The organism is Afifella sp. IM 167 (assembly GCF_020144925.1).
Lineage (GTDB): Bacteria > Pseudomonadota > Alphaproteobacteria > Rhizobiales > Afifellaceae > Afifella.
Window position 1 is genome coordinate 288255 of sequence record NZ_NSLC01000002.1, and the last position, 24959, is coordinate 313213.

Below are 24959 nucleotides of genomic sequence, written 5' to 3' on the forward strand. Positions count from 1 at the left end.
GAAAATGGCCGAACAGCTCGACAAATCCTCCAACCAGTCGACCCAGGTCGCCTTCCGCATCATCGAGGAGATGGCGCCGCTCGGGGAGGGGATTCGCCTTACCGACCTTGCCCGCCGCCTCGGCATGCCGAAGCCGCGCATCTACCGCTTCCTGCAGACCCTCGTCAGCATCGGCTACGTGGAGCAGGACCCGGAGACGGAGCGCTACAGCCTGACGCTGAAGCTCTTCCATCTCGGCCAGGCGATCGCCGACGGGACCCAGCTCCTCACCGTCGCGCGCCCGATCATGATCCGCCTGCGCGATGCGTTGCACCTGACGACGACGCTTTCGCTCCTGGAAGCGGACGGCATGCGCGTCGTCGACATCGTCCGCGTCGAGACGCCGGTGCAGATCGTCACCAAGCCCGGCGCGCTCCTGAACTTCCACGCTTCCGCGCAGGGCAAGCTCGCCCTCGCTTTCGGCGCCCCCGATCTCTGGGAGCAGGTGCGCAAGGGCCCGCTCGCCCGTCTCACCGACGATACGAACACGGATGTGGCCCGGCTCCAGGCCGAGGTCGCCGAGGTCCGCCGCCGTGGCTGGGCCGCTGCTCCGGGAGAGGTCCTGCCCGGGGTCAACGCGCTCTCCGCGCCGATCTACGACGCCACCAACGCCATGATCGGCGCGCTCAACATCGTCGGCTCGGTCCAGTCGATCCTGCCCGAACCCGACCCTTCCCAGATCGAGGCGCTGCGCGATGCCGCCCGCTCGATCTCCATCAATCTTGGTTGCACGGAGTATATTGGATGACGCGATTTTCGCTGGCGATCGACATCGGCGGCACGTTTACCGACGCGGTTCTGCTGGCCTCCGATGGGCGCAGCTTCGTCGACAAGACCCTGACGACGCATGGCGACCTCCTGGAGGGCTTTTTCCGCGGGGTCGATCTCGTCTGCGGGCGCGCCGGCGTCGGCCCGAAGGATATCGACGACGTCGTCGTCCACGCCACGACGGTGGTCACCAACGCGCTGATCGAGCGCAAGGGCCCACCCGTCGGCCTCGTCCTGACCAAGGGCTTTCGCGACATTCTCTATATCCGCGAAGAGCACCGCTACGACATGTACGACCCGCAGATCGAGTTCGCAGAACCGCTGATCCCGGCCGAGCGCACCTTCACGCTCGACGAGCGCATCTTCGCCGACGGCACCGTCGAAACCCCGGTCGATGCGGAGGAAGTGCGCCAGATCATCGCCCAATGCCGCAAGGATGGCATCGTCTCCGTCGCCGTCTGCCTGCTCAACGCCTATCGCAATGGCGAAAACGAGGAAGTGGTGCGCCGCCTCTTCGCCGAAGAGGCCCCGGAGATCTACGTCTCGGTCTCCAGCGAGATCGCGCCGCAGATGCGCGAATATCTGCGCGCCTCCACGGTGGCCATCAACGCCTATACTGTGCCGATCACGCGGCCCTATCTGACGGCGCTGATCAAGGAGCTCGATGCGCGCGGCTTCACCCAGCAGCCGCTGATCATGCTGTCGAATGGCGGCGTCATCGGCGCCGAGCGGGCAGGGCGCTTCCCCGTCCGCATGATCGAATCCGGCCCGGCCGCCGGCGCGCTCGTCGCCTGCTACTTCTCCCGTCTCTTCGGCATTCCCGACCTCATCTCTTTCGACATGGGTGGGACGACGGCCAAGGCCTGTCTCATCCAGGGCCACGAGCCGCTCGTCACCGGCACCTTCGAGGTCGACCGCCGCTACCGCTTCAAGCCGGGCTCCGGCATGCCGATCACCGTGCCCTCGATCGACATGATCGAGATCGGCGCCGGCGGCGGATCCATCGCCTCGATCGATTCCCTCGGCCTGTTGAAGACCGGTCCGGAAAGCGCCGGCTCCATCCCCGGGCCCGTCTCCTACGGTCGCGGCGGGGAAGATCCGTGCGTGACCGACGCCGACGTCGTCCTCGGCATCATCGATCCCGACCGATTCCTCGGCGGCGACATGAAGCTCGATGCCGATGGCGCCCGCGCGGCCCTTTGCGCGCTCGGCGAAAGGCTGGGCCTGTCCGCCGAGAAGGCCGCCTGGGGCGTCTTCGAGGTGGTCTGTGAGCAGATGGCCTCCGCCACGCGCACCCACGCCACCGACCGCGGTATCGATTATCGCGGCCTGCCGCTGCTCGCCTTCGGCGGCGCCGGCCCGGTGCACGCCTGCATGGTCGCCGAGCTCGTCGATGGCGAGAAGATCATCTACCCGCCGTTGGCGAGCGTCCTTTCCGCTTTCGGCACCCTCGTCACCCCGGCCCAGATCGATCTTGTGAAGAGTCTCGTCTGCCTCCTGGAGGCTCTCGACTGGCAGGCTGTCGACGCTACGCTCCAGGCGATGGTCGAAGAGGCCAGCGAGGCCTTGAGAGAGGCCGGCATCCGCGAGGAGGACCTCAGCTTCGCCTTCTCCGTCGACATGCGCTACCTCGGCCAGCAGTCGGAGCTGAGGATCGATTTGCCGGGCGATCCGCGCACGGTGCGGGACGCTTCGGCCATTCGCGACATCTTCGAGAAGGAGTACGAGGCCCAGTACGGGCTGAAGCTCGACGACATCGCCATCGAGGTCGTCAACTGGCGCGTCACGGGCAGCGGCCTGAAGCCGGAACGCAAGACGGCCGCCGCGAGCACCGGCACGCGTGCCGAAGCGGTTCCCACCCGCAAGGTCTGGCTCCGCGGAGAGCCCCATGACGTGCCCATCTACCAGCGCCGCGAACTCACCATGGAAGACCGCATCGCCGGTCCCGCCATTATCGAGGAACGCGAGACGACGATCTTCATCCTCGAAGGCTGGACCCTCGCCGTGCACGAAACCGGCAGCCTGGTTGCCGACAAGAAAAAGGACCGCGAATAATGGACGGCGTCGAACTGCAGATCCTCTGGAGCAATCTCATCGGGATCGTCTCCGAGCAGGCCCGCGCTCTCCAGCGCATCGCCTTCAGCCCGATCGTGCGCGAGGCGGGCGACCTCGCCAACGGCCTCTTCGACGAGAAGGCCCGCATGGTCGCCCAGGCGGTCACCGGCACTCCCGGGCACATCAATTCGCTCGCCGCCGCGGCCAAAAACCTCCTCGGCGAGATCGACATTGACAGCCTGAAGCCGGGCGACGTCCTCATCACCAACGACCCCTGGATGTCGGCGGGCCATTTCTTCGACATTACCGTGCTGTCGCCGATCTTCCGCGGCGAACGGATCATCGCCTATGCCGGCTCCACCATCCATCACACGGATATCGGCGGCTACGGCATCGGCTCCGGCGCGCGGGACATCCACGAGGAGGGTCTGTGGATCCCGGTCATGAAGCTCTACGAGGCCGGCAAGCCGAACGAGACGCTCTTTAAGATGATCAAGCGCAACGTCCGGACGCCCGATGCGCTGCTCGGCGACCTCGGCGCGCAGGTATCGAGCGGCATGATCGCGTCGGAGCGCCTCAACGCGCTCTGCGACCGCTACGGCCTCGACGATATCTCCACCCTTTCCGAAGAGATCATCTCCCGCTCCGAGACGGCGATGCGCGAGGCGATCCGCAAACTTCCGGGCGGCACCTATCACGGCATGTCCCGGTTCGACGTGCCGGGCGGGCAGGAGATCGAACTGAAGACCGCCGTGACGGTCGATGCCGAGGCGGGCGAGATCACCATCGATTTCGCCGGCTCTTCCGGGCCGAGCGCCTCCGGCATCAACGTCGTGCCGGCCTACACCCATGCCTATGCGACCTTCGCGGTGCGCTCCACGCTCAATCCGGACCTGCCGAACAACGCCGGCAGCCTTGCGCCGATCAAGCTCGCCCTGCCGGAGGAATGCATCGTCAATGCACGCTACCCCTCGCCGGTGAACGCCCGCCACGTCGTCGGCATGTACGTGCCTTTCCCGGTCCTTAAGGCTCTGGCGGAAGTCGCCCCCGACCGGGTCGTGGCGGAAGGCTCCGGCGCCGTCTGGACGGTGCAGATCCAGGGCCGCGATGCGAATGGCCGGCCCTTCACCAGCTCCATGTTCAACTATTCCGGCGGCATGGGCGCACGCGCGACCAAGCCCGGCCTTTCGGCGATCTGCTATCCGACGGGCGTTGCCGCCGTGCCGGTCGAAGTGCTGGAGGCCTCCTATCCGATCGCCTTCACCTGCAAGGAGCTGGAGCGCGGCACCGGCGGCACCGGCAGGCAGCCCGGCGGCGACGGCCAGCGCATCGGCTACCGCATGCGCACGAAATCGCCCTGGCTTCTCAACACCATCCCGAGCCGCCTCAAGACGGCGCCGGAAGGCCTGAAGGGCGGCGGCGATGGCGCTCCCGGCCGCTTCGAGATCAACGGCAAGGCGGTCCTCGATACCCGCAAGATGGAGATGCAGCCGGGCGACGAGGTCTTCATGGTGACGCCGGGCGGCGGCGGCTTCGGCAGCTGAGCGCCGGCATGGAGCGGAACGCGGCCTTTGCGGCGCGCCTGAGGAAAGGCGAGCGTCTCGTCGGGACCTTCGTCAAGACGCCGAGCCCGGCGGTCGTCGAGATTCTGGGCTCGGTCGGGCTCGACTTCCTCGTCCTCGATGCCGAGCATGCCGCGCTGGGGCGCGAGGCGATCGATCTCTGCCTGCTGGCGGCGCGCGCCGCCGGCATCCCGACGATTGTGCGCGTGCCGGTCGCGACGCCCGAATGGACGATGACGGCGCTCGATTGCGGCGCGGCGGGCGTCATGGCCCCGCATGTGCATTCGCGGGAGCAGGCGCTGTCGATCGCCGCCGCCATGCGCTTCGGCCGCAACGGGCGCGGCTTTTCTCCCTCGACGCCTGCCGCGGGCTACGGCCGCCGGAGCGTTGCCGAGCATCTTGAACGATCCGCGGACGAGACCGTGCTCGTCTGCCAGATCGAGGATCCGGACGGCGCCGCGGCCGCGCAGGACATCGCCGCGCTGCCCGGCGTCGACGGCCTTTTCGTCGGCCCGGTCGATCTTGGCGTCGCCTGCGGACTGGAGCCGGGATCGTCGGAGCTGTCTGATCTCTGCCGGAAAATCGTGTCCGTCGCCTCGCAGGAAGGCGCACGCACGGGCATGTTCCTCGGCAGCGCCAGGGAGGTTCCGGCCTGGGAGGAAGCGGGCGCGAGCTTCTTTCTCGTCAAGACCGACCAGGCCTTCCTGAGGGCAGGCGCGGCGGCCGCGCTCGCGAGCGGCTAGAACATGGGATATTCCTCCCGCAAAAGGTTTGGAATGAGGAGACGGGCATGAGCGTTGCGATCGTCGGCTGGGGCCACACGCCTTTCGGCAAATCCGAGCTTTCCTTCGAGGAGCTCATCCGCACGGCGGCGGCGGAAGCGCTTGCCGATGCCGGCATCACCGGAGAGGAGGTGGGCGCGGCCTTCCTCGGTCATTTCAACGCCGGCATGGTCGAGGACGGCTTCTGCTCCTCGATGGTCCTCAGGGCGGACGAGGGGATGCGCTTCAAGCCGGCAACGCGGCTGGAAAACGCCTGTGCCTCCGGCTCGGCCGCGCTCTATGCCGCCATCGACGCCATCGAGGCGGGCCGCATCGACACCGCCCTCGTCGTCGGGGCGGAGAAGATGACCCATCTGCCGGGCGCGCAGGTGACGGCCTCGCTCGGCGCGGCGAGCTATCAGAAGGAGGAGGCAGGCGTCTCTTTTCCCGAAATCTTCGCGCGCTTTGCCCGCGCCTATGGCGAGCGCTACGGCGATCCGAGCGAGGCGATGGCGCGTATCGCGGTGAAGAACCATGCGAACGCCGTCGACAATCCGCTCGCCCAGCTGCGGAAGCCCCTCGATCTCGATTTCTGCCGCACGGCGTCGGAGAAGAACCCGATGATCGCCGAACCGTTGAAGAAGACCGACTGCTCGCTGGTCTCCGACGGCGCGGCCGCCATCGTCGTCTGCCGGGCCGACCGGGCCGGCGATTTCGCCAAGGCCGTCGGCTTCCGTGCCCGCATCCAGGTGAACGACTACCTGCCGCTCTCCGCCAAGGATCTGACGCGCCTCGAAGGCCCGGCGGAGGCCTTCCGGCAGGCCTATGCGGCGGCGGGCGTCACCGTCGACGACATTTCCTTCGCCGAGGTGCACGACTGCTTCACCATCGCCGAACTGATGACCATGGAAGCGATGGGCCTGGCGCGCCCCGGCGAGGCGGGCTCGCTCGTCGCCGAGGGCGCCACGCAGAAGGACGGAAGGCTGCCGATCAATCGCTCGGGCGGCTTGAAGGCGAAGGGCCATCCCGTTGGAGCGACTGGCGTTTCCATGCATGTCATCGCCGCGCGCCAGCTCACCGGCGAGGCCGGCGACATGCAGCTTGCCGATCCGAAGCTCGGCCTCTGCTTCAACATGGGCGGCGGCGCGGTCGCCAGCTATGTCTCCATTCTGGAACCCCTGAAAGCCTGAGCCATGAACCTCGCGGACTGGCTTCTTCGCACCGCCCGGCGCCTGCCCGACGCGCCGGCTCTGATGCGCGGCGAGAGCACCGTCGCAACCTATTGGCAATTCGCCGAAAGGGCCGCGCGCATTGCCGGATCGCTGAGGCAGGTGCATGGCGTCGCGCCCGGCGACCGGGTCGGCGTGTTCATGGCGAATTCGCCCGAATATCTGGAGGTTCTCTACGGCATCTGGTGGGCCGGCGCCGCGGCCGTGCCGATCAATCACAAGCTCCATCCGCGCGAGGCGGCCTTCATCGTCGAGGATGCGGGCGCTCGCCTCGTCTTCGTCTCCGATGGGGACGAGGGGCTCGCCCAGCGCGTCCCGGAAGGCACGAGGCTGCTAACTGCACCGGGCGCGGCGTATGCCGCGCTTCTCGCCGGCGATCCGCTGCCGGAGCCTCATGCCATGGCCTCCGATTCGCTCTCCTGGCTCTTCTACACCTCCGGCACGACCGGCCGGCCGAAGGGCGTCATGCTCTCCGTCGCCAATCTGCAGGCGATGAGCTTTGCCTATTTCGTCGATGTCGACGACGTGCGCCGGGACGACGCCGCGCTCTATGCCGCGCCGATGTCCCACGGCGCCGGGCTCTACAACTTCATGCACGTCATGCGCGGTGCCCGCCATGTCGTTCCCGAATCGGGCGGATTCGATGCCGCCGAGATCGTCCGGCTCGCTGCCTCCCTCGGCAGTCTTTCCTTCTTCGCCGCCCCGACCATGGTGCGCCGCCTCATCCAGCACGCCAGGGCGACTGGCTATGACGGAGAGGGCATCCGCACCATCGTCTATGGCGGCGGGCCGATGTATCTCGCCGATATCGAAGAGGCCGTCTCCCTTTTCGGCCCGCGCTTCGTGCAGATCTACGGCCAGGGCGAGAGCCCGATGACGATCACGGCGCTCTCCCGCGACCTCGTTTCCGACCGGAGCCATCCGCGCTGGCGCGAAAGGCTCGGCTCCGTCGGCACGGCGCAGTCCTGCGTGGAGGTGCGCGTCGCCGATGGCGACGGCAACACGCTTCCCGCCGGCGAGAGTGGCGAGATTCTGGTGCGCGGCCCGAGCGTTATGGCCGGCTATTGGCAGAACGCCAAAGCCACGGCCGAGGCGCTGCGCGACGGCTGGCTGTGGACCGGCGATGTGGGCGCCATGGATGCCGATGGTTTCCTCACCCTCATGGACCGCTCCAAGGACGTCATCATCTCCGGCGGCACCAACATCTATCCGCGCGAGGTGGAGGAGGTGCTTCTACGCCACCCCGCCGTCGCGGAGGCCTCCGTCGTCGGAAGGCCGAGCGCGGAATGGGGCGAGGAGGTCGTCGCCTTCGTCGTGGCGCAGCAGGACGCCCCCACGGCCGAGGAACTCGACGCCCTCTGCCGCGAGGAGATCGCCCGCTTCAAGCGGCCGAAGCACTACCGCTTCGTGGAGGAGCTGCCGAAGAACAACTACGGCAAGGTTTTGAAGACCGAGCTTCGCAGCCTGCTGGAGGGGAACTGAAGCGCTCTGACCGAAAGGGTCGGCGCACGCATGGCGATCCAGCGGCACCGAACTCATATACGATATCAGGAATACACCATAAGCCACTGTGATACGGGCATAATTAAAAGTACGCTCGAGTCTCGCCTGAAGAGCCGCTCCAGACTGCGCTCCGCCTCTTTCGGCGTTTTTTCAGCCTCGGCGGGCACTTGCGCCACCACCTTCGCACGTCACCTCGCGCCGCAGGCCATGAGGTCTCTTTCGCGTCGCCCTGCGCCCACCAAGGTATCGACATGAAGGCGGGCGCGGATTATTTCAGCGGAACGCGAGGAACACGCCTGCCGTGACAACGGGCAGGCACACCGAGAAGGCAGAACCCGGAATGCAGGCGCGCATCTACAAGCCGGCCCGAACCGCCATGAGCTCCGGCCAGGCGAAGACGCATGACTGGGTGCTGGAGTTCGAGCCGGAGACGCCGCGCTCCATCGAGCCGCTGATGGGCTATACCGCATCCTCCGACATGCGCTCGCAGGTGCGCCTGCGCTTCCCGACCCGCGAGGAGGCGATCGCTTACGCCGAACGCAACAAGATCGCCTATCGGATCTCCGAGCCGAAGGAGAAGAAGCGCGCCACCATCTCCTATTCGGACAATTTCAAATACAATCGCCAGGTCCCCTGGACGCATTGAGGCGCGCGGCGTCCCGGAGCTTCTCCGCCGACGACGTTCAGGCCCCGTAGCTCAGTGGATAGAGCACCGGCCTTCTAAGCCGATGGTCGCAGGTTCGAATCCTGCCGGGGTCGCCATTTTCCGAAAGGCCGCCGATGCGGCGATTGCCCGCCTTGAGAGCGGAGGGGCGCGGCGGGAGGATTCTCCTTCCCTGAGAGAACCGCCCTTCCTCCGATGACCGACAGCAACACTCCGAAACGAGGGCCGGCCTCCTCGCTGGCGGCTGCGCTCCTCGTCTTCCTCGCCCTTCAGTCTCCGGCTGCGGCCGAGGCGCCTACCGGCCGCTTCGTGCTGAGCGCGACCCTCTATCACGAGGCGGGAATGGCGAGCGGCAACTACTTCCTGCCTCCTGGCTACAGCGACTTGAAGGCCCGGGTTCCGAAGGAGGTGGAGGCGCTCGGCTTCGTCACCGGCGACAAGGTGACCGGCAGTCTCGACGGCCATTTCGGCTTTGCCTTCTGGCCCTGGGTCGTCTTCGATGCCGGCGTGCCCGTCGCCGCCGTGATGGAGCCCGCGGAGGGCCTCTCCGCCGCCGGGTTTCCGGCGAGCGCCGACATCGGGGGGCTGCCGAAGAAGACCTCCCTCCACTACGAACGGCAGGGCGACAGCCTTGTCGTCAGCGGCCGGAGTCTCGACGCCGAGAAGGCGCGCTTCGAGGATGGCAGCCTCGGCTTCTCGCTCATGCACATCGCCGGCAGCGTGACGCCCCTCACAAGCGGAGGCTGCTTCGATCTTCGGCTGGAATATACGCTGGAGGCCTACCGGACGGGGGCGAGCGAACCCTTCCTCAAGCAAACGGACAACATGCCCCGCGTCGAGCGGACCGTGTGCCTCGATATCGTCAAGACGAACGAAAGGCCGGGCGGCAGCCGCGCCCATCTGATGAAAGCCGATGTCGGCAACGACGTCCTGCTTTTCGCCATCGGCTTCAGCCGCGAGGGAAGCGCGGTCGCGGCGGCGGACGAGCCGCAGGCCGCGGGTGGGACCTACATTAAGGCTTCCGGCGATCTCGGCTTCTTTCAGCGGGAGGGGCTCGACCGGGCGAACCGCTTCGCAGCTGCGATCGAGGAAAGCGTCATGGCGCAGAACTACGACCTCGCCGAGCGGCAGATCGGCCAGCTGAAGGCGCATCTCGCCGACATGCGGTCCGAAGGTATCGCCTGGAGCTGGGTGCGCCTGCCGACGGAAGCGGGCGTCGAGCGCTACGAAACGCTGGCGCACGCGACCGATCTCTACAAGAGCGCCTACATGGAAACGCAGGCACGCCTCGTCGATGTGCAGCGTCAGCTCCTCGTCCTGCGCACGGGCTTTTCCGCCAATGTCGTCAAGACCATGCTGAGGAGCACCGTCGACTGGCTCGACGTGGTGCCGAGCGACCCGCTCTCCGCGCTCGCCGACTATTCCGACATCGCCGGCGCGATCTCGCTCACCCAGACGCTCAAGGCCTGGAAGGAGAATGCCGAGCGCGATGCCTCACTGCTGACCAGTCAGGTCAACGCCATCCGCCAGTTCGAGGCGCTGGAAGCCGAGCTCGGCGCCCGCGTCGACGAGATCGTCGCGGCCCGGCGCGCCTTGTTCGAGCGTATCGAGCAGATCGGCGAGCGCAGGGCGCTGGAGCTTCACGCCGCGCTCCAGGCCGGCTGACGGCGCGGGCCGATGGGGCAGGGCGGCCGCTCCCGGCCGCCTCAGGGCACGAAGATCGCGCGGAAATCGTTGACGTTGGTCAGCGTCGGCCCGGTCATCACGAGGTCGCCCAGGGCCTCGAAGAAGCCGTAGGTGTCGTTCGCCTCGAGCGCCGCCTCCCCATCGAGGCCGAGGTCGCGGGCGCGTGCCAGCGTATCGGGCCCGATCACCGCGCCGGCATTGTCTTCCGTTCCGTCGATGCCGTCCGTGTCGCAGGCGAGAGCCCAGACGCTTTCCTCCCCTTGAAGGGCGAGGGCGAGGCCGAGAAGATATTCCGTGTTGCGCCCGCCGCGGCCCTGCGTGCGCACGCTCACCGTCGTTTCCCCGCCGGACAGCAGGACGAAGGGGGGTTGCAGGGCGCGCCCGTGCAGCTTGCGGCGCACGAGACGGGCATGCTCCGCCCCGAGCTGGCGCGCCTCGCCCTCAAGGTCGGCGCCGAGGATCACCGGGAAGACGCCGAGACGCCGCGCACAGGCGGCGGCGGCTTCCAGCGACTTGTCGGGCGCCGCGATGATCCGGAATTCGGCATGGGCGAGCCTCGGATCGCCGGGCTCCGGCGTTTCCGCCTCGGGCGAGGTGAGCCAGGCCTCCGCGGCCGGCGAGAGCTCGATCTGATAGCGCGTCAGGATGTTCTGCGCCTCGCGCACGCTGGTCGGATCGCCCACCGTCGGCCCGGAGGCGATCACGGTCGGCTCGTCGCCCGGAACGTCCGCGATGGCGAGGGTGAGGATGCGCGCCGGATGCGCCGCGGCGGCGAGCCGGCCGCCCTTCACCGCAGAGAGGTGCTTGCGCACGCAATTCATCGCCCCGATCGGCGCGCCGGACTGGAGGAGCGCCCGGTTCACCGCCTGCTTGTCGGCCAGCGTCAGGCCGGGCGCGGGAAGCGTCAGCAGGGCCGAGCCGCCGCCCGAAATCAGAGCGATGACGAGGTCGTCCGCCGAAAGATCGGAGACAAGCTCCACAATGCGCCGGGCGGCGTCCTCGCCTGCCGCATCCGGCACCGGATGCGCCGCCTCGACGATTTCGATCTTGTCGCAGGATACCGCGTGGCCGTAGCGCGTCACGACGAGGCCGGAGATCTCGCCCGGCCAGTGGTCCTCGAGAGACCTCGCCATCGCGGCGGAAGCCTTGCCGGCGCCGATCACCACGGTGCGCCCGGCGGGCGGTCGCGGCAGATGCGGCGGCAGCGACAGCCGCGGATCGGCAGCCGCCACCGCAGCGTCGAAAAGCCCCCTCAGAAAGACCTTCGGCTCGTCCACTTTCGCCGCTTTCCTTGCCGCCTTCGCATCCACAGGCGGCAATGTCGGCGCGCCACGCTTGCGCGCCGGCAAGACCCGGCTTAGCACCACGCGCAAAGTTACAAAAGGCTGTTGGCCGATGGCTGCGGGTTCCAAGGATGGGCAGAAGTCGCCGATGATCGGCGCGCCGGCGCGGTTTTCTCCGCTCGCCGGGCTCGTCGTCGTGCTCGTCGCCATCGTCCTGTTCGCGCCGGGGATCGGCGTCCTGCCGCCCATCGATCGCGACGAGGCGCGCTTCGTCCAGGCGACGAAGCAGATGCACGAGAGCGGCGACTACATCGACATCCGCTTCCAGGACGAGCCCCGCCACAAGAAGCCCGTCGGCATCTACTGGCTGCAGGCGGTGGCGACGGCCCCCTTCGGCGGAGCGGACGCGCCGATCTGGGCCTACCGCATCCCCTCCTTCATCGGCGCGGTGCTGGCCGCGCTCGCCACCTGGTTCGCCGGTCTTGCCCTCTTCGGACCGCGCGCGGCCTTCGCGGGCGCGCTTCTCATGTCCTCCACCATCCTCCTCACGGTGGAAGCGCGCCTCGCCAAGACCGACGCCGTCCTTGCCGCCCTGACGATCTTCGCCATCGCGGTCCTGGCAAGGGCATGGATGGAGGGCAGGGAGACTTCCGGCGCGGGCCGCAATCTTGCGCCGCCGCCGGCAACGCCGCTCGCGCTGCCGCTGACGCTCGGTTTCTGGGCGGCCCTGGGCCTCGGCATCCTCGTCAAGGGGCCGATCATCCTGATGGTCGTCGGGCTGACGCTGCTCCTCCTCCTCATCGCCTCGCGCTCGCCGGCGGTACTCCTGCGCCTGCGGCCGCTCTCCGGGCTCGCCCTGATGCTCCTCATCGCCGTGCCGTGGTTCATCGCCATCGGCATCCGCTCCGACTGGACGTTCTTCACCGCCGCCATCGGCCAGGACATGCTCGGCAAGGTGGCGAGCGCGCAGGAGGCGCACGGCGCGCCGCCCGGCACCTATGTCGCGCTCTTCTTCGCCACCGCCTGGCCGCTCGCCCCTTTCACGCTTCTCGCGGCGCCCTTCATCGTCGGCGTCTGGAAGCGGCCTGCGGTCTTCTTCGCGCTCGCCTGGCTCGTCCCGAGCTGGCTCGTCTTCGAGGCGGTGCCGACCAAGCTGCCGCATTACGTCCTGCCGCTTTATCCGGCGCTGGCGCTGATGAGCGCCGCGGCTCTGGAAGAGGGCATGCTCCTCGCCGGCAAGGCCTGGCGATACCTGGCGGGCTTCCTCCTCGCCAGCGTGCCGATCGTTATCGCCATCGGCGCCATCGCCCTGCCGCTCTGGCTGGAAAAGCGTCTCCCGGCGGGCACCGACCTTGCCGGGATCGGCGCGGCGGTCCTCGGCGTGATCGGCGCGCGAGCGATCGCCCGTGGCCGAGAGGAGAGCGCCTTGCTTGCTGCGACGGTTGCCGCGGCTCTGATCTATCTCGCGGCCTTCCAGTTCGGCTTCCCGACGCTCAGCGCGATCCGCGTTTCGGAGCACGCCGCTGCGGCCGCCCATGAGGATGCCGTCTGCGACGACCCGCAGATCGCCTCCGCCGGCTATTCGGAGCCGAGCCTCGTCTTCTTCGCCGGCACCGACACGCGCCTGACGGACGGAAAGGGCGCGGCCGATTTCCTCTCCGGCGAAGGCTGCCAGGTCGCGCTCGTGGAGGCTCGCCAGGAAAGCGCCTTCCAGGATGCCGCGGCGAACGAAAATCTCGCGCTCTCGGCGGGCCGCGAGGTATCCGGCTTCAACTATTCGCGTGGCAAGGCCGTGACGTTGCGCGTCTACAGGCGGTCCGCAGAGGCTGAGCGATGAGGCCGTCGGAGCGCTGGAACGAGACCGCCCGCATCACGCTCCGCCGAGGCCGGGAGAGGGCAGGGCACGTCTCGCGCTTCGTCCTGCGGCGCCGGCGCGACGCCCTGATGCCGCCGCTGCGGGCGACACCGCTCACCGTCTTCAACGTCGCGATCGTCCTCGTCTCCGTCCTCCTCGTCGTGTTCGTCCTCGCCGACCCCTATCTCGTCGCATTCCAGCGCGACATGCATCCCCAGGTGCGCGGCTTTCTGACCTTCGTCACGGATCTCGGCAAATCGGACTGGATGCTCGTGGCGGCCGGCGGCTTTCTTCTCTTCCAGCTCTTCCGCGACGTCTCCTATCACGGGGTGCGCCAGCGCGCCGCCGCGCTCCGCGCTTCTGCCGCGGCGGCCTATATCTTCGTTGCCGTTCTCGGTACCGGCCTCCTCGCCGTCATCCTCAAATACGGGATCGGACGCGCCCGCCCGCGCTATTTCGAAACGGATGGGCTGGCCGCCTTCCATCCCTTTTCCTTCGAGCCGAGCTGGGCGAGCTTTCCCTCCGGCCACGCCACCAACGTGGCGGCGCTCGCCATGGCCCTCGGCCTCCTCTTTCCAAAGGCGCGGGTCGCCGTGCTGGTCTTCGCCTTCTGGATTGCCGTCAGCCGGCTCGCCACCCGTTCCCATTACCCGACGGACGTTCTGGCCGGCATCATCCTCGGCTGTGCCGGCGCCTGGATCGTCGCACGCCTCTTTGCCGAAAGGCGCCTCGTCTTCCGTCTCGACCGGGACGGACGCCTGAAGCGCCGCCGCATCCGTGAAAGCGACAAGTCATGAACCAACAAACGGCGGCCGAACCGCCCGAGGTCTCCGTCATCGTTCCCTGCCGCGACGAGGAGGGCAATATCGGCTCCCTTCTCGACGAGATAGCCGCCGCCCTTGCCGGCCGACGGTTCGAGATCCTCGTCATCGACGACGGATCTTCCGACGCGACCGGCCGCGTCACGATTGCGCGGCGCGAGACCATTCCCACCGTCCGGCTCATCCATCATGCACGCAGCGCCGGTCAGAGCGCGGCGATCCGCACGGGCCTGGAGGCGGCCCGCGGCTCCGTCGTCGTCACCATCGACGGCGACGGCCAGAACGACCCGGCCTATATCCCGGCCCTGCTCGATGCGCTCTCGGCGGGCGGGCAGGAGACCGGGGCATCGGCCGGTCAGCGGGTCGGCCGCAAGGCAAGCTTTGCCAAGCGCTACGGCTCGCGCATCGCCAACTGGGCGCGGCGAAGCCTGCTCGACGACGCGGTGCGCGATACCGGCTGCGGCCTGAAGGCGATCCGGCGCGAGCTCTTTCTGCGGCTGCCCTATTTCGATGGCTGGCACCGCTTCCTGCCGGCGCTCGTGCGGCGCGAGGGCTTTTCCGTCGCGCTTGTCGATGTCGTCGACCGCGAGCGCCGGCACGGCATCTCGAAATACGGCATCTTCGACCGCCTGTGGATCGGCATCGCCGACCTTCTGGGCGTCTGGTGGCTGTCGACCCGCCGCAAGGTGCGGCCCGTGATCAGCGAGGAATAATCGGATGAGCGAGCTATGGAACTGGATCGAGGCGGTCTTCGTCGATCAGTTCAGTCTCTGGATCCTGCTCGGCTTCGTGGCGCAGTTCCTGTTCATGATGCGCTTCATCATCCAGTGGCTGGCGAGCGAGCGGGCAGGGCGGTCGGTCGTGCCGGTCGCCTTCTGGTTCTTCTCCGTGGCAGGCGGCTTCCTGCTCTTCGTCTACGCCCTGCATCGCCAGGACCCGGTCTTCATTCTCGGCCAGGGGCTGGGGCTCTTCATCTACGCCCGCAACCTCTGGCTGATCTTCAATGAGCACAAGGCCTCGATGGAGAAGACCGAATAGCGCCTGCTCATTCCGCGAGGGCGGCGAAGGCACCCTCCAGATCGGCGATCTGGTCGGCAATGTCTTCCAGGCCGATATGCAGCCGGACGACGGGCCCGCCCGTCCACGGCTTCACGGTCCGCTGCTCGGTGAGTTCGCCGTAACTCGCAAGGCTCTCGAAGCCGCCCCAGGAAAAGCCGAGGCCGAAGAGCTTCAGCGAATCGAGGAAGCGCTCCGCCATTGCCCCGTCCCCGTCGAGCTCGAAGGCGAAGAGCCCGCAGGAGCGGCCGAAGAAGCGCCGCCAGTTCTCGTGGCCGGGGCAGGAGGGGAAGGCGGGGTGAAGCAGCCGCTTCACCTGCGCGCGCTCGCCGACCCATTTGGCCACCTCCAGCGCCTGCCGCTCATGCTGCTCGAGGCGCACCTTCATCGTGCGCATGCCGCGCAGGCCGAGATAGATTTCGTCCGGGCCGGCCTGCACGCCGAGCTCGCGATGCGTGCGCATGAGCCTCGTCGCCATCTTCTCGGAAGCGCTGATGGAGCCCAGCATCAGGTCGGCATGGCCGCCGACATATTTCGTGCTCGCCTGGATGGACAGGTCGAAGCCGTGTTCGATCGGGCGGTAGATGAGCGGCGTCGCCCAGGTGTTGTCGATCATGGTGACGGCGTCCGCCGCCGCGGCCGCGTCGAGAATCTCCTGAAGGTCCGGAAACTCGAAGGTGAGTGAACCCGGCGCCTCGGCAAAGACCGCGCGCGCCCCATTCTTCAGTGCTTCCTTCAGGCTTGCAAGGTCCATCGGGTCGTAGAATGTCGTGCCGATCCCCAGGCGCTTGAGCGTCCCGTTGCAGAAGGCGCGGGTCGGTCCGTACACATTGTCCGGAACGAGGATTTCCTCGCCCGCAGAAACGCTTGCAAGGATCGCGACGGTGACGGCGGCGAGCCCCGAGGGGACGAGCACGGTCGTCGCGGCTCCCTCCAGCTCCGTCCAGGCGCCGTTCAGCGCCTCGATCGTCGGCGTGTTGGTCAGGCCATAGGAATAGCGGCTGGTGCGCCGATTCTTCATCTCGTCGGCGGAGGCAAACAGCACGGTGGAGGCGCGCACCACCGGCGGGTTGACGAAGCCGTGGAAAGAATGGGGATCGCGCCCGGCATGGGTAAGAAGCGTTGCCGGGCGGCGTCCGCTCGCGCTCAGATTGCGACCCGGTCCTTCATCGGAATTCATTGATTTCTCCGCGACATATCGTTGCCTCTGGTGGATTTGGGCCGGGAATTCGGTCTGATGGTAGAAGGCGCTGGTCCTCGCCTCAGGCTTGACCGCGGCCCGTAGATGGCTTTCGATGGCCGTATGGATGGGGTTGCGTCAAGCGCCGTCTGGCAGGGAAATGGCGAGACGCTCAGTTTCGCTTTGCAAGGACGCCGCACGCCACTGTCCGATAAACAACCGGTGAACAGGATAATCGTCACATGCAAAAAACCATTCTTCCGCTCCTGGCAGGGGCGGCCCTCGTTCTGACGGCCGTCTCTGCTTCGGCAGCGACGCTTGACGACGTCAAGGGCAAGGGAACTCTTCAGTGCGGCGTGAGCCAGGGCCTGCCGGGCTTCTCCAACCCGGATTCGCAGGGCAACTGGTCGGGCCTCGACGTCGACACCTGCAAGGCCATCGCCGCAGCCGTCTTTGGCGATGCGTCGAAGGCAGCCTTCACGCCGCTCTCGGCCAAGGAGCGCTTCACCGCTCTGCAGTCGGGCGAGGTGGACGTGCTGACCCGCAACACCACCTGGACGATGTCGCGCGACACCGATCTCGGCCTCAACTTCGCGGGCGTGAACTATTACGACGGCCAGGGCTTCATGGTCCGCAAGGACCTCGGCGTATCCTCCGCCCTGGAGCTTTCCGGCGCTTCGGTCTGCACCAACACGGGCACGACGACCGAGCTCAACGTCGCGGACTACTTCCGCAAGAACGACATGGATTACGAGGTCGTCGCCTTCGAGAAGGCCGACGAGGTCGTCGCCGCCTATGATGCGGGTCGCTGCGACGTCTACACCACCGACCAGTCCGGCCTCTACGCGCAGAAGCTGAAGCTCGCCAACCCGGACGACCATATCATTCTGCCGGAGATCATCTCCAAGGAGCCGCTCGGCCCCGCCGTCCGCCAGGGCGACGACCAGTGGTTCAGCGTCGTCAAGTGGACGCTCTTTGCCCTCATCAATGCCGAGGAGCTGGGCGTGACGCAGGCCAATGTCGACGAGATGAAGACGTCCGACAATCCGGCCGTGAAGCGTCTCCTCGGCACGGAAGGCTCCTTCGGCGAGTCGATCGGTCTCGGTGCCGACTGGGCCGCGAACGCGATCAAGGCCGTCGGCAATTACGGCGAGATGTATGACCGCAACGTCGGGCCCGACACCGAGCTCGGCATCGACCGCGGCCTCAACAAGCTGTGGAGCGATGGCGGCATCCAGTACGCACCGCCGGTGCGCTGATCCAAAACAAGCCCGGCCGGTTCATCCGGCCGGGCTTTTCGCTGGTGCATCGCCGCATCAAGACGGCGCAGACTGGCACATAACATGCAAGCCGAGGGGACATGGCTGTTCAGGACGCATTGCCGGGCCGCGTAGGCTCGGGCGGTTTCGCTGCGCTTAACGATCAGCGCGTACGAGGCGCGATCTTCCAGGTTCTCCTGGTAATCGGCATCATCAGCTTCGGCTGGTGGATCATCCACAACACGGCCGCCAACCTGAGGGCGCAGGGGATCGGCTTCGGCTTCGACATCCTCTTCGATTCCGCCGGCTTCCAGATCAACCAGGCGCTGATCGAATATCAGGAGACCTCCTCCTACGTCCGCGTCTACTTCGTCGGCCTCATCAACACCCTCGTCGTCTCCTTCATCGGCATCCTCCTGGCGACGCTGATCGGCTTTATCGTCGGCATTGCGCGCCTCTCCACCAACTGGGTCGTGGCCAAGGCGGCCTACGTCTACATCGAGATCCTGCGCAACATCCCGCTGCTGCTGCAGATCTTCATCTGGTATTTCGCGGTCCTGCGCCTGCTTCCGCCCAAGCGCGAGGCGATCGATCTCGGCCCGCTCGGCCTTCTCAACATCGCCGGCTGGTATGCCCCGAAGGTGATTTACGGGCCCGGCTTCCCCATCATGCTGAGCGCCCTGATCTTCGGCATCGTTGCCACTTTCATCATCCGGCGCTGGGCGTATAAGCGCCAGATGGCGACCGGCGAGCAGTTTCCGGTGCTGTGGACCGGGCTCGCCCTCATCATCGCCGTGCCCATCGTCAGCTGGTTCGCCGTCGGAATCCTGATGAAGGGCGCGCCGCTGTCGCTCGAATATGCCAGCGAAGGCAACTTCGGCCCCCGCGGCGGCGCGCGCGTCTATCCCGAATTCATCGGCCTTCTCTTCGCGCTCTCCTTCTACACCGCCTCCTTCATCGCCGAGATCGTTCGCGCCGGCATCCTCGCCGTGGCGCACGGGCAGACGGAAGCCGCCTATTCGCTCGGCCTGCGGCCCGGCCACACGCTCCGCCTCGTCGTGGTGCCGCAGGCGATGCGGGTCATCGTGCCGCCGCTGACGAGCCAGTATCTCAACCTGACCAAGAACTCCTCGCTCGCCGTGGCGATCGCCTATCCGGACCTCGTCTCCGTCTTCGCCGGGACGGCGCTCAACCAGACCGGCCGGGCGGTGGAATTCATTCTCGTCACCATGGCGACCTATCTGGTGATCTCGCTCGTCACCTCGGCCTTCATGAACTGGTACAACAGCAGCGTCGCCCTGGTGGAGAGATAACGCCATGTCCGACATCCAGGCCGAGACCGACCTCACCTATGTCCGCGACGAGATGCTCGCGGAGGCGCCGCCGCCCATCCGCGATTCCGGCCTTCTCGGCTGGCTGCGCAAGAACCTCTTTTCCTCCTGGTTCAACACGCTGCTGACGATCGTCGCCCTCGCCATCATCTGGTTCGTGGTGCCGCCGCTTCTGGAATTCGCCCTCTTCGACGCCGTCTGGCAGGGCGAGGGCCGCACCGCCTGCCTGACCATGCAGCAGGGCGGGCAGTTGCCGAACGACTGGTTCGGCGCCTGCTGGCCCTATGTCGGCGACTACCTCGCCCAGTTCATCTACGGCCGCTATCCGATCGAAGAGCGCTGGCGCGTGGACATCGTCTTCGTCCTCTTCGTGATCGGTCTCGTGCCGCTCCTGGTGCCGACCGCCCCTTACAAGGCGGTGAACCTCGTCTACATGGCCGTCTTCTTCCCGGCCGTGGCTCTGCTCCTCCTGTCGGGCGGCGATTTCGACTACGGCACGATCATCGGCATCGGGGCCGAATTCGCGCCCTTCGGCAGCGATCTCGGCTTCTGGATCGATTATGCGCTGATCACGCTGGTCATCGCGGCGATCGCCTATGCCTGGGCGCGCGGAACCGGAACGAATCCGCTCGATCCGATCAAGCTCGTTCTGACGATCATGGGCGCGCTGGCCGTCCTTCTCCTCGTCCTGGGCGTCGATTTCGGCCTTGAAGTCGTGCCGACCTCGATCTGGGGCGGGCTCCTCGTCACGCTGGTTCTTGCCGTCACCGGCATCGCCGCCTCGCTGCCGCTGGGCATCGTTCTGGCTCTCGGGCGGCGCTCGCAGATGCCCATCGTGCGCTTCTTCTGCGTCGTCTTCATCGAGTTCTGGCGCGGCGTGCCGCTCATCACCGTGCTCTTCATGTCCTCGGTGATGCTGCCGCTCTTCCTTCCCGAGGGCGTGTCGTTCGACAAGCTGCTGCGGGCGCTGATCGGCGTCGCGCTGTTCTCCGCGGCCTATATGGCGGAGGTCATCCGCGGCGGCCTGCAGGCCATCCCGAAAGGCCAGTACGAGGGCGCGGACGCGGTCGGTCTCGCCTACTGGCAGAAGATGCGCCTCATCATCCTGCCGCAGGCGCTGACCCTCGTCATTCCGGGCATCGTCAACACCTTCATCGGCCTCTTCAAGGACACCACGCTCGTCCTCATCATCGGCCTCTTCGACTTCCTCGGCCAGATCCAGTCGAGCTTCACCGATCCCACATGGGCGACCCCCGTCCAGGCGACGACGGCCTATCTCTTCGCCGCCTGCGTCTACTGGGTCTTCTGTTTCTCCATGTCCCGCTATTCGATCTTCACCGAGAACCGCCTCCGAACGGGCCATAAGCGCTAGGATCCATCCACATGAGCGATAACAACACCGCCACAGCGATCGCCCCTGACGCCGACACCGGATCGGGCCCGGCCATCGAAATGCGGAACGTCAACAAGTGGTTCGGCGAGTTCCATGTGCTGAGGGACATCAACCTGCACGTGGAGCGCGGCGAGCGCATCGTGATCTGCGGCCCGTCCGGCTCCGGCAAGTCGACCATGATCCGCTGCATCAACCGCCTGGAGGAGCACCAGAAGGGCGACATCGTCGTCGACGGGATCGAGCTCACCAACGACCTGAAGAAGATCGACGAGATCCGCCGCGAGGTCGGGATGGTCTTCCAGCACTTCAACCTCTTCCCGCATCTGACGATCCTGGAGAACTGCACGCTCGCGCCGATCTGGGTACGCAAGATGCCGAAGCGTCAGGCCGAAGAGGTCGCCATGCAGTATCTGGAGCGGGTGAAGATCCCCGAGCAGGCGAACAAGTACCCCGGCCAGCTCTCCGGCGGCCAGCAGCAGCGCGTCGCCATCGCGCGCGCCCTGTGCATGAACCCGCGCATCATGCTTTTCGACGAGCCGACCTCCGCGCTCGATCCGGAAATGATCAAGGAAGTGCTCGACGTCATGGTCGACCTTGCCGGCTCCGGCATGACCATGCTGGTCGTCACGCACGAAATGGGCTTCGCTCGTCAGGTTGCCAACCGCGTCATCTTCATGGATGCCGGCCAGATCGTGGAGCAGAACGAGCCGGAGAAGTTCTTCACCGATCCGCAGCACGAGCGCACGAAGCTCTTCCTGTCGCAGATCCTGCACTAGCTGCAGGGCCGGCCCGCAAAGGCGGGCGGGCATCGGCAACCGGTTTCTTCACCATGCCCGCCGGACGGCTGCGAGGCCGGCGGGGCAGAGGGAACTGGCAAGGTCGGTCGGCGTTCTTCTGCAAGCCGGCCAAGCCCTTGAGTCCCGATGCCTTCCAGCACTTCCACCCCTGCCTCCTCGTCTGAGGCGGACGACAGCGAAAAGCGCCCTTCAGGCCGTACGGTCTCCGCAGGCGCGGCGGGCATCGCACCTTCCGGTGCCGAGCCGCAGCCGCCCCAGGGCACCGACCGCACGCCGGCCGAACCGACGGAGGAAAGGCGGACACAGCTGATCGGGCCCTCCTGGGCGATCATCGGCATGTTCCTGATCGCGCTCGCCGGCGCCCTCTATCTCGCCAAGGGCTTCTTCCTCCCGGTCGTGCTCGCATTCCTTTTCGCCCTGATGCTGAGCCCGGTCGTGCGCGTTCTGGCGCGCCGCTCCATCCCCTCATGGCTGACGGCGATCGTCCTCGTGTCCTCCACTTTCGCCGCCGTGCTCGGCGGCTCCTATGTCCTTTCCGATCCGATCGGCGAATGGGTCGATCGCGCGCCGAGCATCGCCCGCGAGCTGGAACGCAAGATCGGGCATCTGCGTGGCTCCGTGGCGCAGCTGGAGCGGGCCTCGCAGGAAGTCGACAAGTTGACGGACGCGAAGTCGAGCGACCCGGACAGGGCCCAGGAGGTCGTCCTGCGCGAGCCGGGGCTTCTTTCGGACGTGGCAACCTCGACACCCGATATCCTCGCGCGCATCGTGCTTTGCCTCGTCCTTCTCTTCTTCCTTCTCGCCTATTCGGAGCTCTTCTACATCAAGCTCGTGCGCTCGATGTCGTCTCTCAGCGACAAGAAGCGGGCGCTCCGGATCGCGCACGATATCGAGCGGGAGCTGTCGCGCTACCTCTTCACCGTGACCTTCATCAACACCTGCCTGGGCATCGCCGTCGGCACCGGCCTGTGGCTGATCGGCATGCCCAACCCGGTGCTCTGGGGCGTTCTCGCGACGCTCCTCAACTTCATCCCGTATGTCGGATCGATCATCGGTATCGGCCTTGCGGGCATTGTCGGCATCGTCACCTATCCGACGCTGGGGGAGGCATCCTATCCGCCGCTGATCTATTTCTGCTGCACCGCCATTGAGGGAAATTTCGTCACCCCTATGGTGGTCGGCAGGCGTCTTGCGGTGAACCCCGTCGCGATATTCCTGTCCATTGCGTTCTGGGGCTGGCTGTGGGGCTTCGTCGGCATGTTCATCGCCGTGCCGCTCCTCGTGGCGACGAAAATCTTCGCAACCCACATCCCGCAGCTTTCGGCCCTCGCCGAGTTCCTCTCCGGCGACCCGCGTCAGTTTCCCGATGAGGAAGAAGGCGAAACGGCGCCGGCGGGAGGCTAGGCGCCTCCCGGCTCTTCGATCGCCGAGGAATACGCCGAAAGGTCCGCATTCACCCGTGCCAGCATCTCCGCCAGGCACTGCCGGTCGGTCTCGCTCCAGTGCGCGAAGAGGCGGGCAATGCGGTGAAGCCGTGCAAGGCGCATTTCTTCGGCGCTGCTCGCACCTTCCGGGGTGCGTTCCACCAGCGCGCTTCGCCCATCGGCCGGATTGGCGAGCTTGCGCACAAGCTTGCGCTTCAGCATCGCCCCGACCTGCCGTGTCACAGTCGAATCGTCGAGGGCGAGGGCGGTCGAGAGATCGCCGATGGTACGCGGCCCCTCCCTGAGCTGTAGGAGGAGGAGGTAGTGCGCTCGCTCCAGCGGGTAGGCGCGCTTGCGGTGCACGGCCTCCAGCGCTCGGGCGAGAAAGGCGAATTCCTGCTCCAGCTCGCCCACCACCGGTGCAATTTCGTCGGGCACGTCATGCACGCGGCGCGGGCCTGAGCTGCACTTCTCATGTGAATCTGTCTGCATCATACACCTTGCCTGGCGGGGCCATGCCGACTATTTCCTGCATTATACAACGAAATGCAGGATCCGTCCCCGCAATGTCCACCGCCGCGCGCGCCCGCTTCTTCGACCAGCCGAAAGCCGTCTGGGCAACCGCCTTTGCCTGTGTCGTCGGTTTCATGTCGATCGGCCTCGTCGATCCGATCCTGACCTCCATTGCCGCCGGGCTGAACGCAAGCCCGAGCCAGGTCTCGCTGCTCTTCACCAGCTATTTTTTCGTCACCTCGGTGATGATGCTCGTCACGGGCTTCGTGTCGAGCCGCCTCGGCGGGCGCAAGACGCTGCTTCTGGGTGCCGTGCTCATCGTCGTCTTTGCCGGCCTCGCCGGCACGGCAAATTCCGTTGCCGGTCTCGTGGCCTACCGGGCCGGCTGGGGTCTCGGCAATGCCTTCTTCGTGGTGACGGCTTTGTCGGTGATCGTCGCCGCCTCGCGCGGCGGCACGGCGGCGGCAATTCTCATGTATGAGGCGGCGCTCGGCCTCGGCATCTCGGCCGGCCCGCTCCTCGGCGCGGCGCTCGGCAGCCTTTCCTGGCGCTATCCCTTCTTCGGCACCGCGACGCTGATGGCGATCGGCTTCGTGGCGATCTTCGTCCTTCTGCCGGAGCAGCCGAAGCCCAAGGAGAAGGTTTCACTGACCGCGCCAATCCGGGCCCTCGGCGAGCCCGGTCTCAAGACGGCGGCCGTCAGCGCCATGTTCTACAACTACGCCTTCTTCACCGTCCTCGCCTTCGTCCCCTTCGTCCTGAAGATGTCGGCGCATGCGGTCGGCCTCATCTTCTTTGGCTGGGGCGTGCTCCTGGCGATCTTCTCCGTCCTCGTCGCGCCGCGCCTGCAGGCGCGCTTCAGCGCGGTGCGGCTGCTCTCCGGCTGTCTGGCGATCTTCTCCGCGCTGCTGCTGGTCATCGCCTTCGGCCCCCGCGAAGCGGTCATTCTCTCCGTCGTTCTGTCCGGCGCCCTCATGGGCGTCTGCAACACGGTCTATACGGAGATCGCGCTGGAGGTCTCCACCGTGCCGCGCCCGGTCGCCTCGGCCGGCTACAACTTCGTGCGCTGGTTCGCGGGCGTCGTCGCGCCCTATGCCGCGCCGCTGATCGCCGAGCATTTCGGCGCCCCGGCGAGCTTCGTCCTCGCCGCCCTCGCGGCGGCGGCGGCGCCCGCCGTCCTCATCCTGCGTAGCCGCACGCTCGGCCGCTACGGCGCGGGCCCGATGCCGGCCGGGGCGATGCCGGCGGCAGCACCCGCCGAGGCGATGCCGGTTGCCGTGCTCGCCGCGATCGACGGCGGTACAACCGATGCGGCGATCCTCGCCCGTGCCGTCGATCTTGCACAGGGCCAAGTAGGCCGCGTGCATGTTCTTCACGTCCGCCCGCTGGAGGTGATCGACGAGGGAGCGGTCGAGGCCGAGACGAAGGGCGAGGCGACCGAAATTCTTGCCCGCGCCCTGTCGCGCGTGGAGGTCGCCGGCGGCGCGCCGGAAGCTGAGATCCTGGAGGCTCCCGCGACCCGCATTGCCGAGACGATCCGCGCGCGCGCCCGCGCGCTGGGCGTGCGTTTCCTCGTCGCCGGCACGCGCCATCGCGGCGATATCGGCGATCTCGTCCACGGCAGCGTCGCGGAGGCGCTCTACCGGACGGCCGGCGAGGGACCGGAACTCGTCCTCGTGCCGGAGCCTTCGGAGGATCCGGCAGAAAAAACGGCCGCCGCGAACCCGTCCGGCGGGCTTGCGGCGACCGTGTCTCAGGCCTGAAGGAGGCGAGGGGAGGC

At 67.0% G+C, this 24959-nt stretch carries 21 protein-coding genes and 1 tRNA gene; 19 read left to right on the plus strand and 3 right to left on the minus strand.

The genetic code is table 11. The annotated features are described in order from the left end of the window. The first annotated feature begins 4 nt into the window (after positions 1-4). The 9 genes from CLD20_RS04010 to CLD20_RS04050 all read left to right on the plus strand — a co-directional run bounded on the left by CLD20_RS04010 (position 5) and on the right by CLD20_RS04050 (position 10246). A complete protein-coding gene (locus tag CLD20_RS04010; protein WP_224405309.1) occupies positions 5-787 on the plus strand; it encodes an IclR family transcriptional regulator in 783 nt (260 codons plus the stop codon). Then, positions 784-2862, plus strand: a complete 2079-nt coding sequence (locus CLD20_RS04015; RefSeq protein ID WP_224405310.1) for a hydantoinase/oxoprolinase family protein — start codon at positions 784-786, stop codon at positions 2860-2862. The genes CLD20_RS04010 and CLD20_RS04015 overlap by 4 nt, the downstream gene beginning before the upstream one ends. Next, on the plus strand, positions 2862-4406 hold the full coding sequence (locus CLD20_RS04020) for a hydantoinase B/oxoprolinase family protein (protein ID WP_224405311.1): 1545 nt from the start codon (positions 2862-2864) through the stop codon (positions 4404-4406). The genes CLD20_RS04015 and CLD20_RS04020 overlap by 1 nt, the downstream gene beginning before the upstream one ends. 8 nt (positions 4407-4414) lie before the next feature. Next, positions 4415-5167 carry an HpcH/HpaI aldolase/citrate lyase family protein gene (locus tag CLD20_RS04025; protein ID WP_224405312.1) on the plus strand — a complete coding sequence of 251 codons (753 nt, stop codon included), beginning with the start codon at positions 4415-4417 and terminating at the stop codon, positions 5165-5167. A gap of 47 nt (positions 5168-5214) precedes the next feature. Then, entirely contained in the window at positions 5215-6375 is a 1161-nt protein-coding gene (locus CLD20_RS04030) for a thiolase domain-containing protein (protein WP_224405313.1), read from the plus strand. A gap of 3 nt (positions 6376-6378) precedes the next feature. Next, positions 6379-7896, plus strand: a complete 1518-nt coding sequence (locus tag CLD20_RS04035) for a class I adenylate-forming enzyme family protein (protein WP_224405314.1) — start codon at positions 6379-6381, stop codon at positions 7894-7896. Positions 7897-8257: 361 nt separating this feature from the next. Further along, positions 8258-8563, plus strand: coding sequence for an ETC complex I subunit (locus CLD20_RS04040; RefSeq protein WP_224405315.1), 306 nt, complete (start codon positions 8258-8260; stop codon positions 8561-8563). Between the two features lie 40 nt (positions 8564-8603). Further along, positions 8604-8679: transfer RNA gene (locus tag CLD20_RS04045), tRNA-Arg, on the plus strand. A 97-nt stretch (positions 8680-8776) separates the two neighbouring features. Next, entirely contained in the window at positions 8777-10246 is a 1470-nt protein-coding gene (locus CLD20_RS04050) for a hypothetical protein (RefSeq protein WP_224405316.1), read from the plus strand. A 41-nt stretch (positions 10247-10287) separates the two neighbouring features. On the opposite strand, the gene CLD20_RS04055 is transcribed toward CLD20_RS04050, so the two are convergent. Next, complete coding sequence (locus CLD20_RS04055; protein ID WP_224405317.1) at positions 10288-11544, minus strand: glycerate kinase; 1257 nt, start codon at positions 11542-11544, stop codon at positions 10288-10290. 118 nt (positions 11545-11662) lie between these two features. Between CLD20_RS04055 and CLD20_RS04060 the strand changes: the two genes are divergently transcribed. From CLD20_RS04060 to CLD20_RS04075, 4 genes are read left to right on the plus strand one after another with little or no spacing between them, the layout of a single operon-like run. Then, on the plus strand, positions 11663-13387 hold the full coding sequence (locus CLD20_RS04060) for a glycosyltransferase family 39 protein (protein ID WP_224405318.1): 1725 nt from the start codon (positions 11663-11665) through the stop codon (positions 13385-13387). Continuing rightward, positions 13384-14202, plus strand: a complete 819-nt coding sequence (locus CLD20_RS04065; RefSeq protein ID WP_224405319.1) for a phosphatase PAP2 family protein — start codon at positions 13384-13386, stop codon at positions 14200-14202. The genes CLD20_RS04060 and CLD20_RS04065 overlap by 4 nt, the downstream gene beginning before the upstream one ends. Next, positions 14199-14939, plus strand: coding sequence for a glycosyltransferase family 2 protein (locus CLD20_RS04070; RefSeq protein WP_224405320.1), 741 nt, complete (start codon positions 14199-14201; stop codon positions 14937-14939). The genes CLD20_RS04065 and CLD20_RS04070 overlap by 4 nt, the downstream gene beginning before the upstream one ends. A 4-nt stretch (positions 14940-14943) precedes the next feature. Continuing rightward, complete coding sequence (locus tag CLD20_RS04075) at positions 14944-15264, plus strand: lipid-A-disaccharide synthase N-terminal domain-containing protein (RefSeq protein ID WP_224405321.1); 321 nt, start codon at positions 14944-14946, stop codon at positions 15262-15264. A gap of 7 nt (positions 15265-15271) precedes the next feature. Here CLD20_RS04075 and metC read toward each other — a convergent pair whose 3' ends face one another. After that, positions 15272-16462 carry a cystathionine beta-lyase gene (gene metC / locus CLD20_RS04080; RefSeq protein ID WP_224405322.1) on the minus strand — a complete coding sequence of 397 codons (1191 nt, stop codon included), beginning with the start codon at positions 16460-16462 and terminating at the stop codon, positions 15272-15274. Positions 16463-16704: 242 nt separating this feature from the next. Here metC and CLD20_RS04085 point away from each other — a divergent pair, with 242 nt between their 5' ends. The 5 genes from CLD20_RS04085 to CLD20_RS04105 all read left to right on the plus strand — a co-directional run bounded on the left by CLD20_RS04085 (position 16705) and on the right by CLD20_RS04105 (position 22646). After that, positions 16705-17721, plus strand: coding sequence for an amino acid ABC transporter substrate-binding protein (locus CLD20_RS04085; RefSeq protein WP_224405323.1), 1017 nt, complete (start codon positions 16705-16707; stop codon positions 17719-17721). 101 nt (positions 17722-17822) lie between these two features. Beyond that, positions 17823-19034 (plus strand): amino acid ABC transporter permease, encoded by a 1212-nt coding sequence (locus CLD20_RS04090; protein WP_224405324.1) that lies wholly within the window; start codon positions 17823-17825, stop codon positions 19032-19034. 4 nt (positions 19035-19038) lie between these two features. Then, positions 19039-20424 carry an amino acid ABC transporter permease gene (locus CLD20_RS04095; RefSeq protein ID WP_224405325.1) on the plus strand — a complete coding sequence of 462 codons (1386 nt, stop codon included), beginning with the start codon at positions 19039-19041 and terminating at the stop codon, positions 20422-20424. Positions 20425-20435: 11 nt separating this feature from the next. Further along, the gene (locus CLD20_RS04100) at positions 20436-21221 is read left to right on the plus strand and encodes an amino acid ABC transporter ATP-binding protein (protein WP_304504346.1); all 786 of its coding nucleotides are present in this window, start codon (positions 20436-20438) and stop codon (positions 21219-21221) included. A gap of 147 nt (positions 21222-21368) precedes the next feature. Next, entirely contained in the window at positions 21369-22646 is a 1278-nt protein-coding gene (locus CLD20_RS04105; protein ID WP_224405326.1) for an AI-2E family transporter, read from the plus strand. Here the strand turns inward: CLD20_RS04105 and CLD20_RS04110 are convergent. Then, on the minus strand, positions 22643-23104 hold the full coding sequence (locus CLD20_RS04110; RefSeq protein WP_224405327.1) for a MarR family transcriptional regulator: 462 nt from the start codon (positions 23102-23104) through the stop codon (positions 22643-22645). The genes CLD20_RS04105 and CLD20_RS04110 overlap by 4 nt on opposite strands. Positions 23105-23232: 128 nt before the next feature. Here CLD20_RS04110 and CLD20_RS04115 point away from each other — a divergent pair, with 128 nt between their 5' ends. Continuing rightward, complete coding sequence (locus CLD20_RS04115) at positions 23233-24942, plus strand: MFS transporter (RefSeq protein WP_224405328.1); 1710 nt, start codon at positions 23233-23235, stop codon at positions 24940-24942. The last annotated feature ends 17 nt before the right edge of the window (positions 24943-24959 follow it).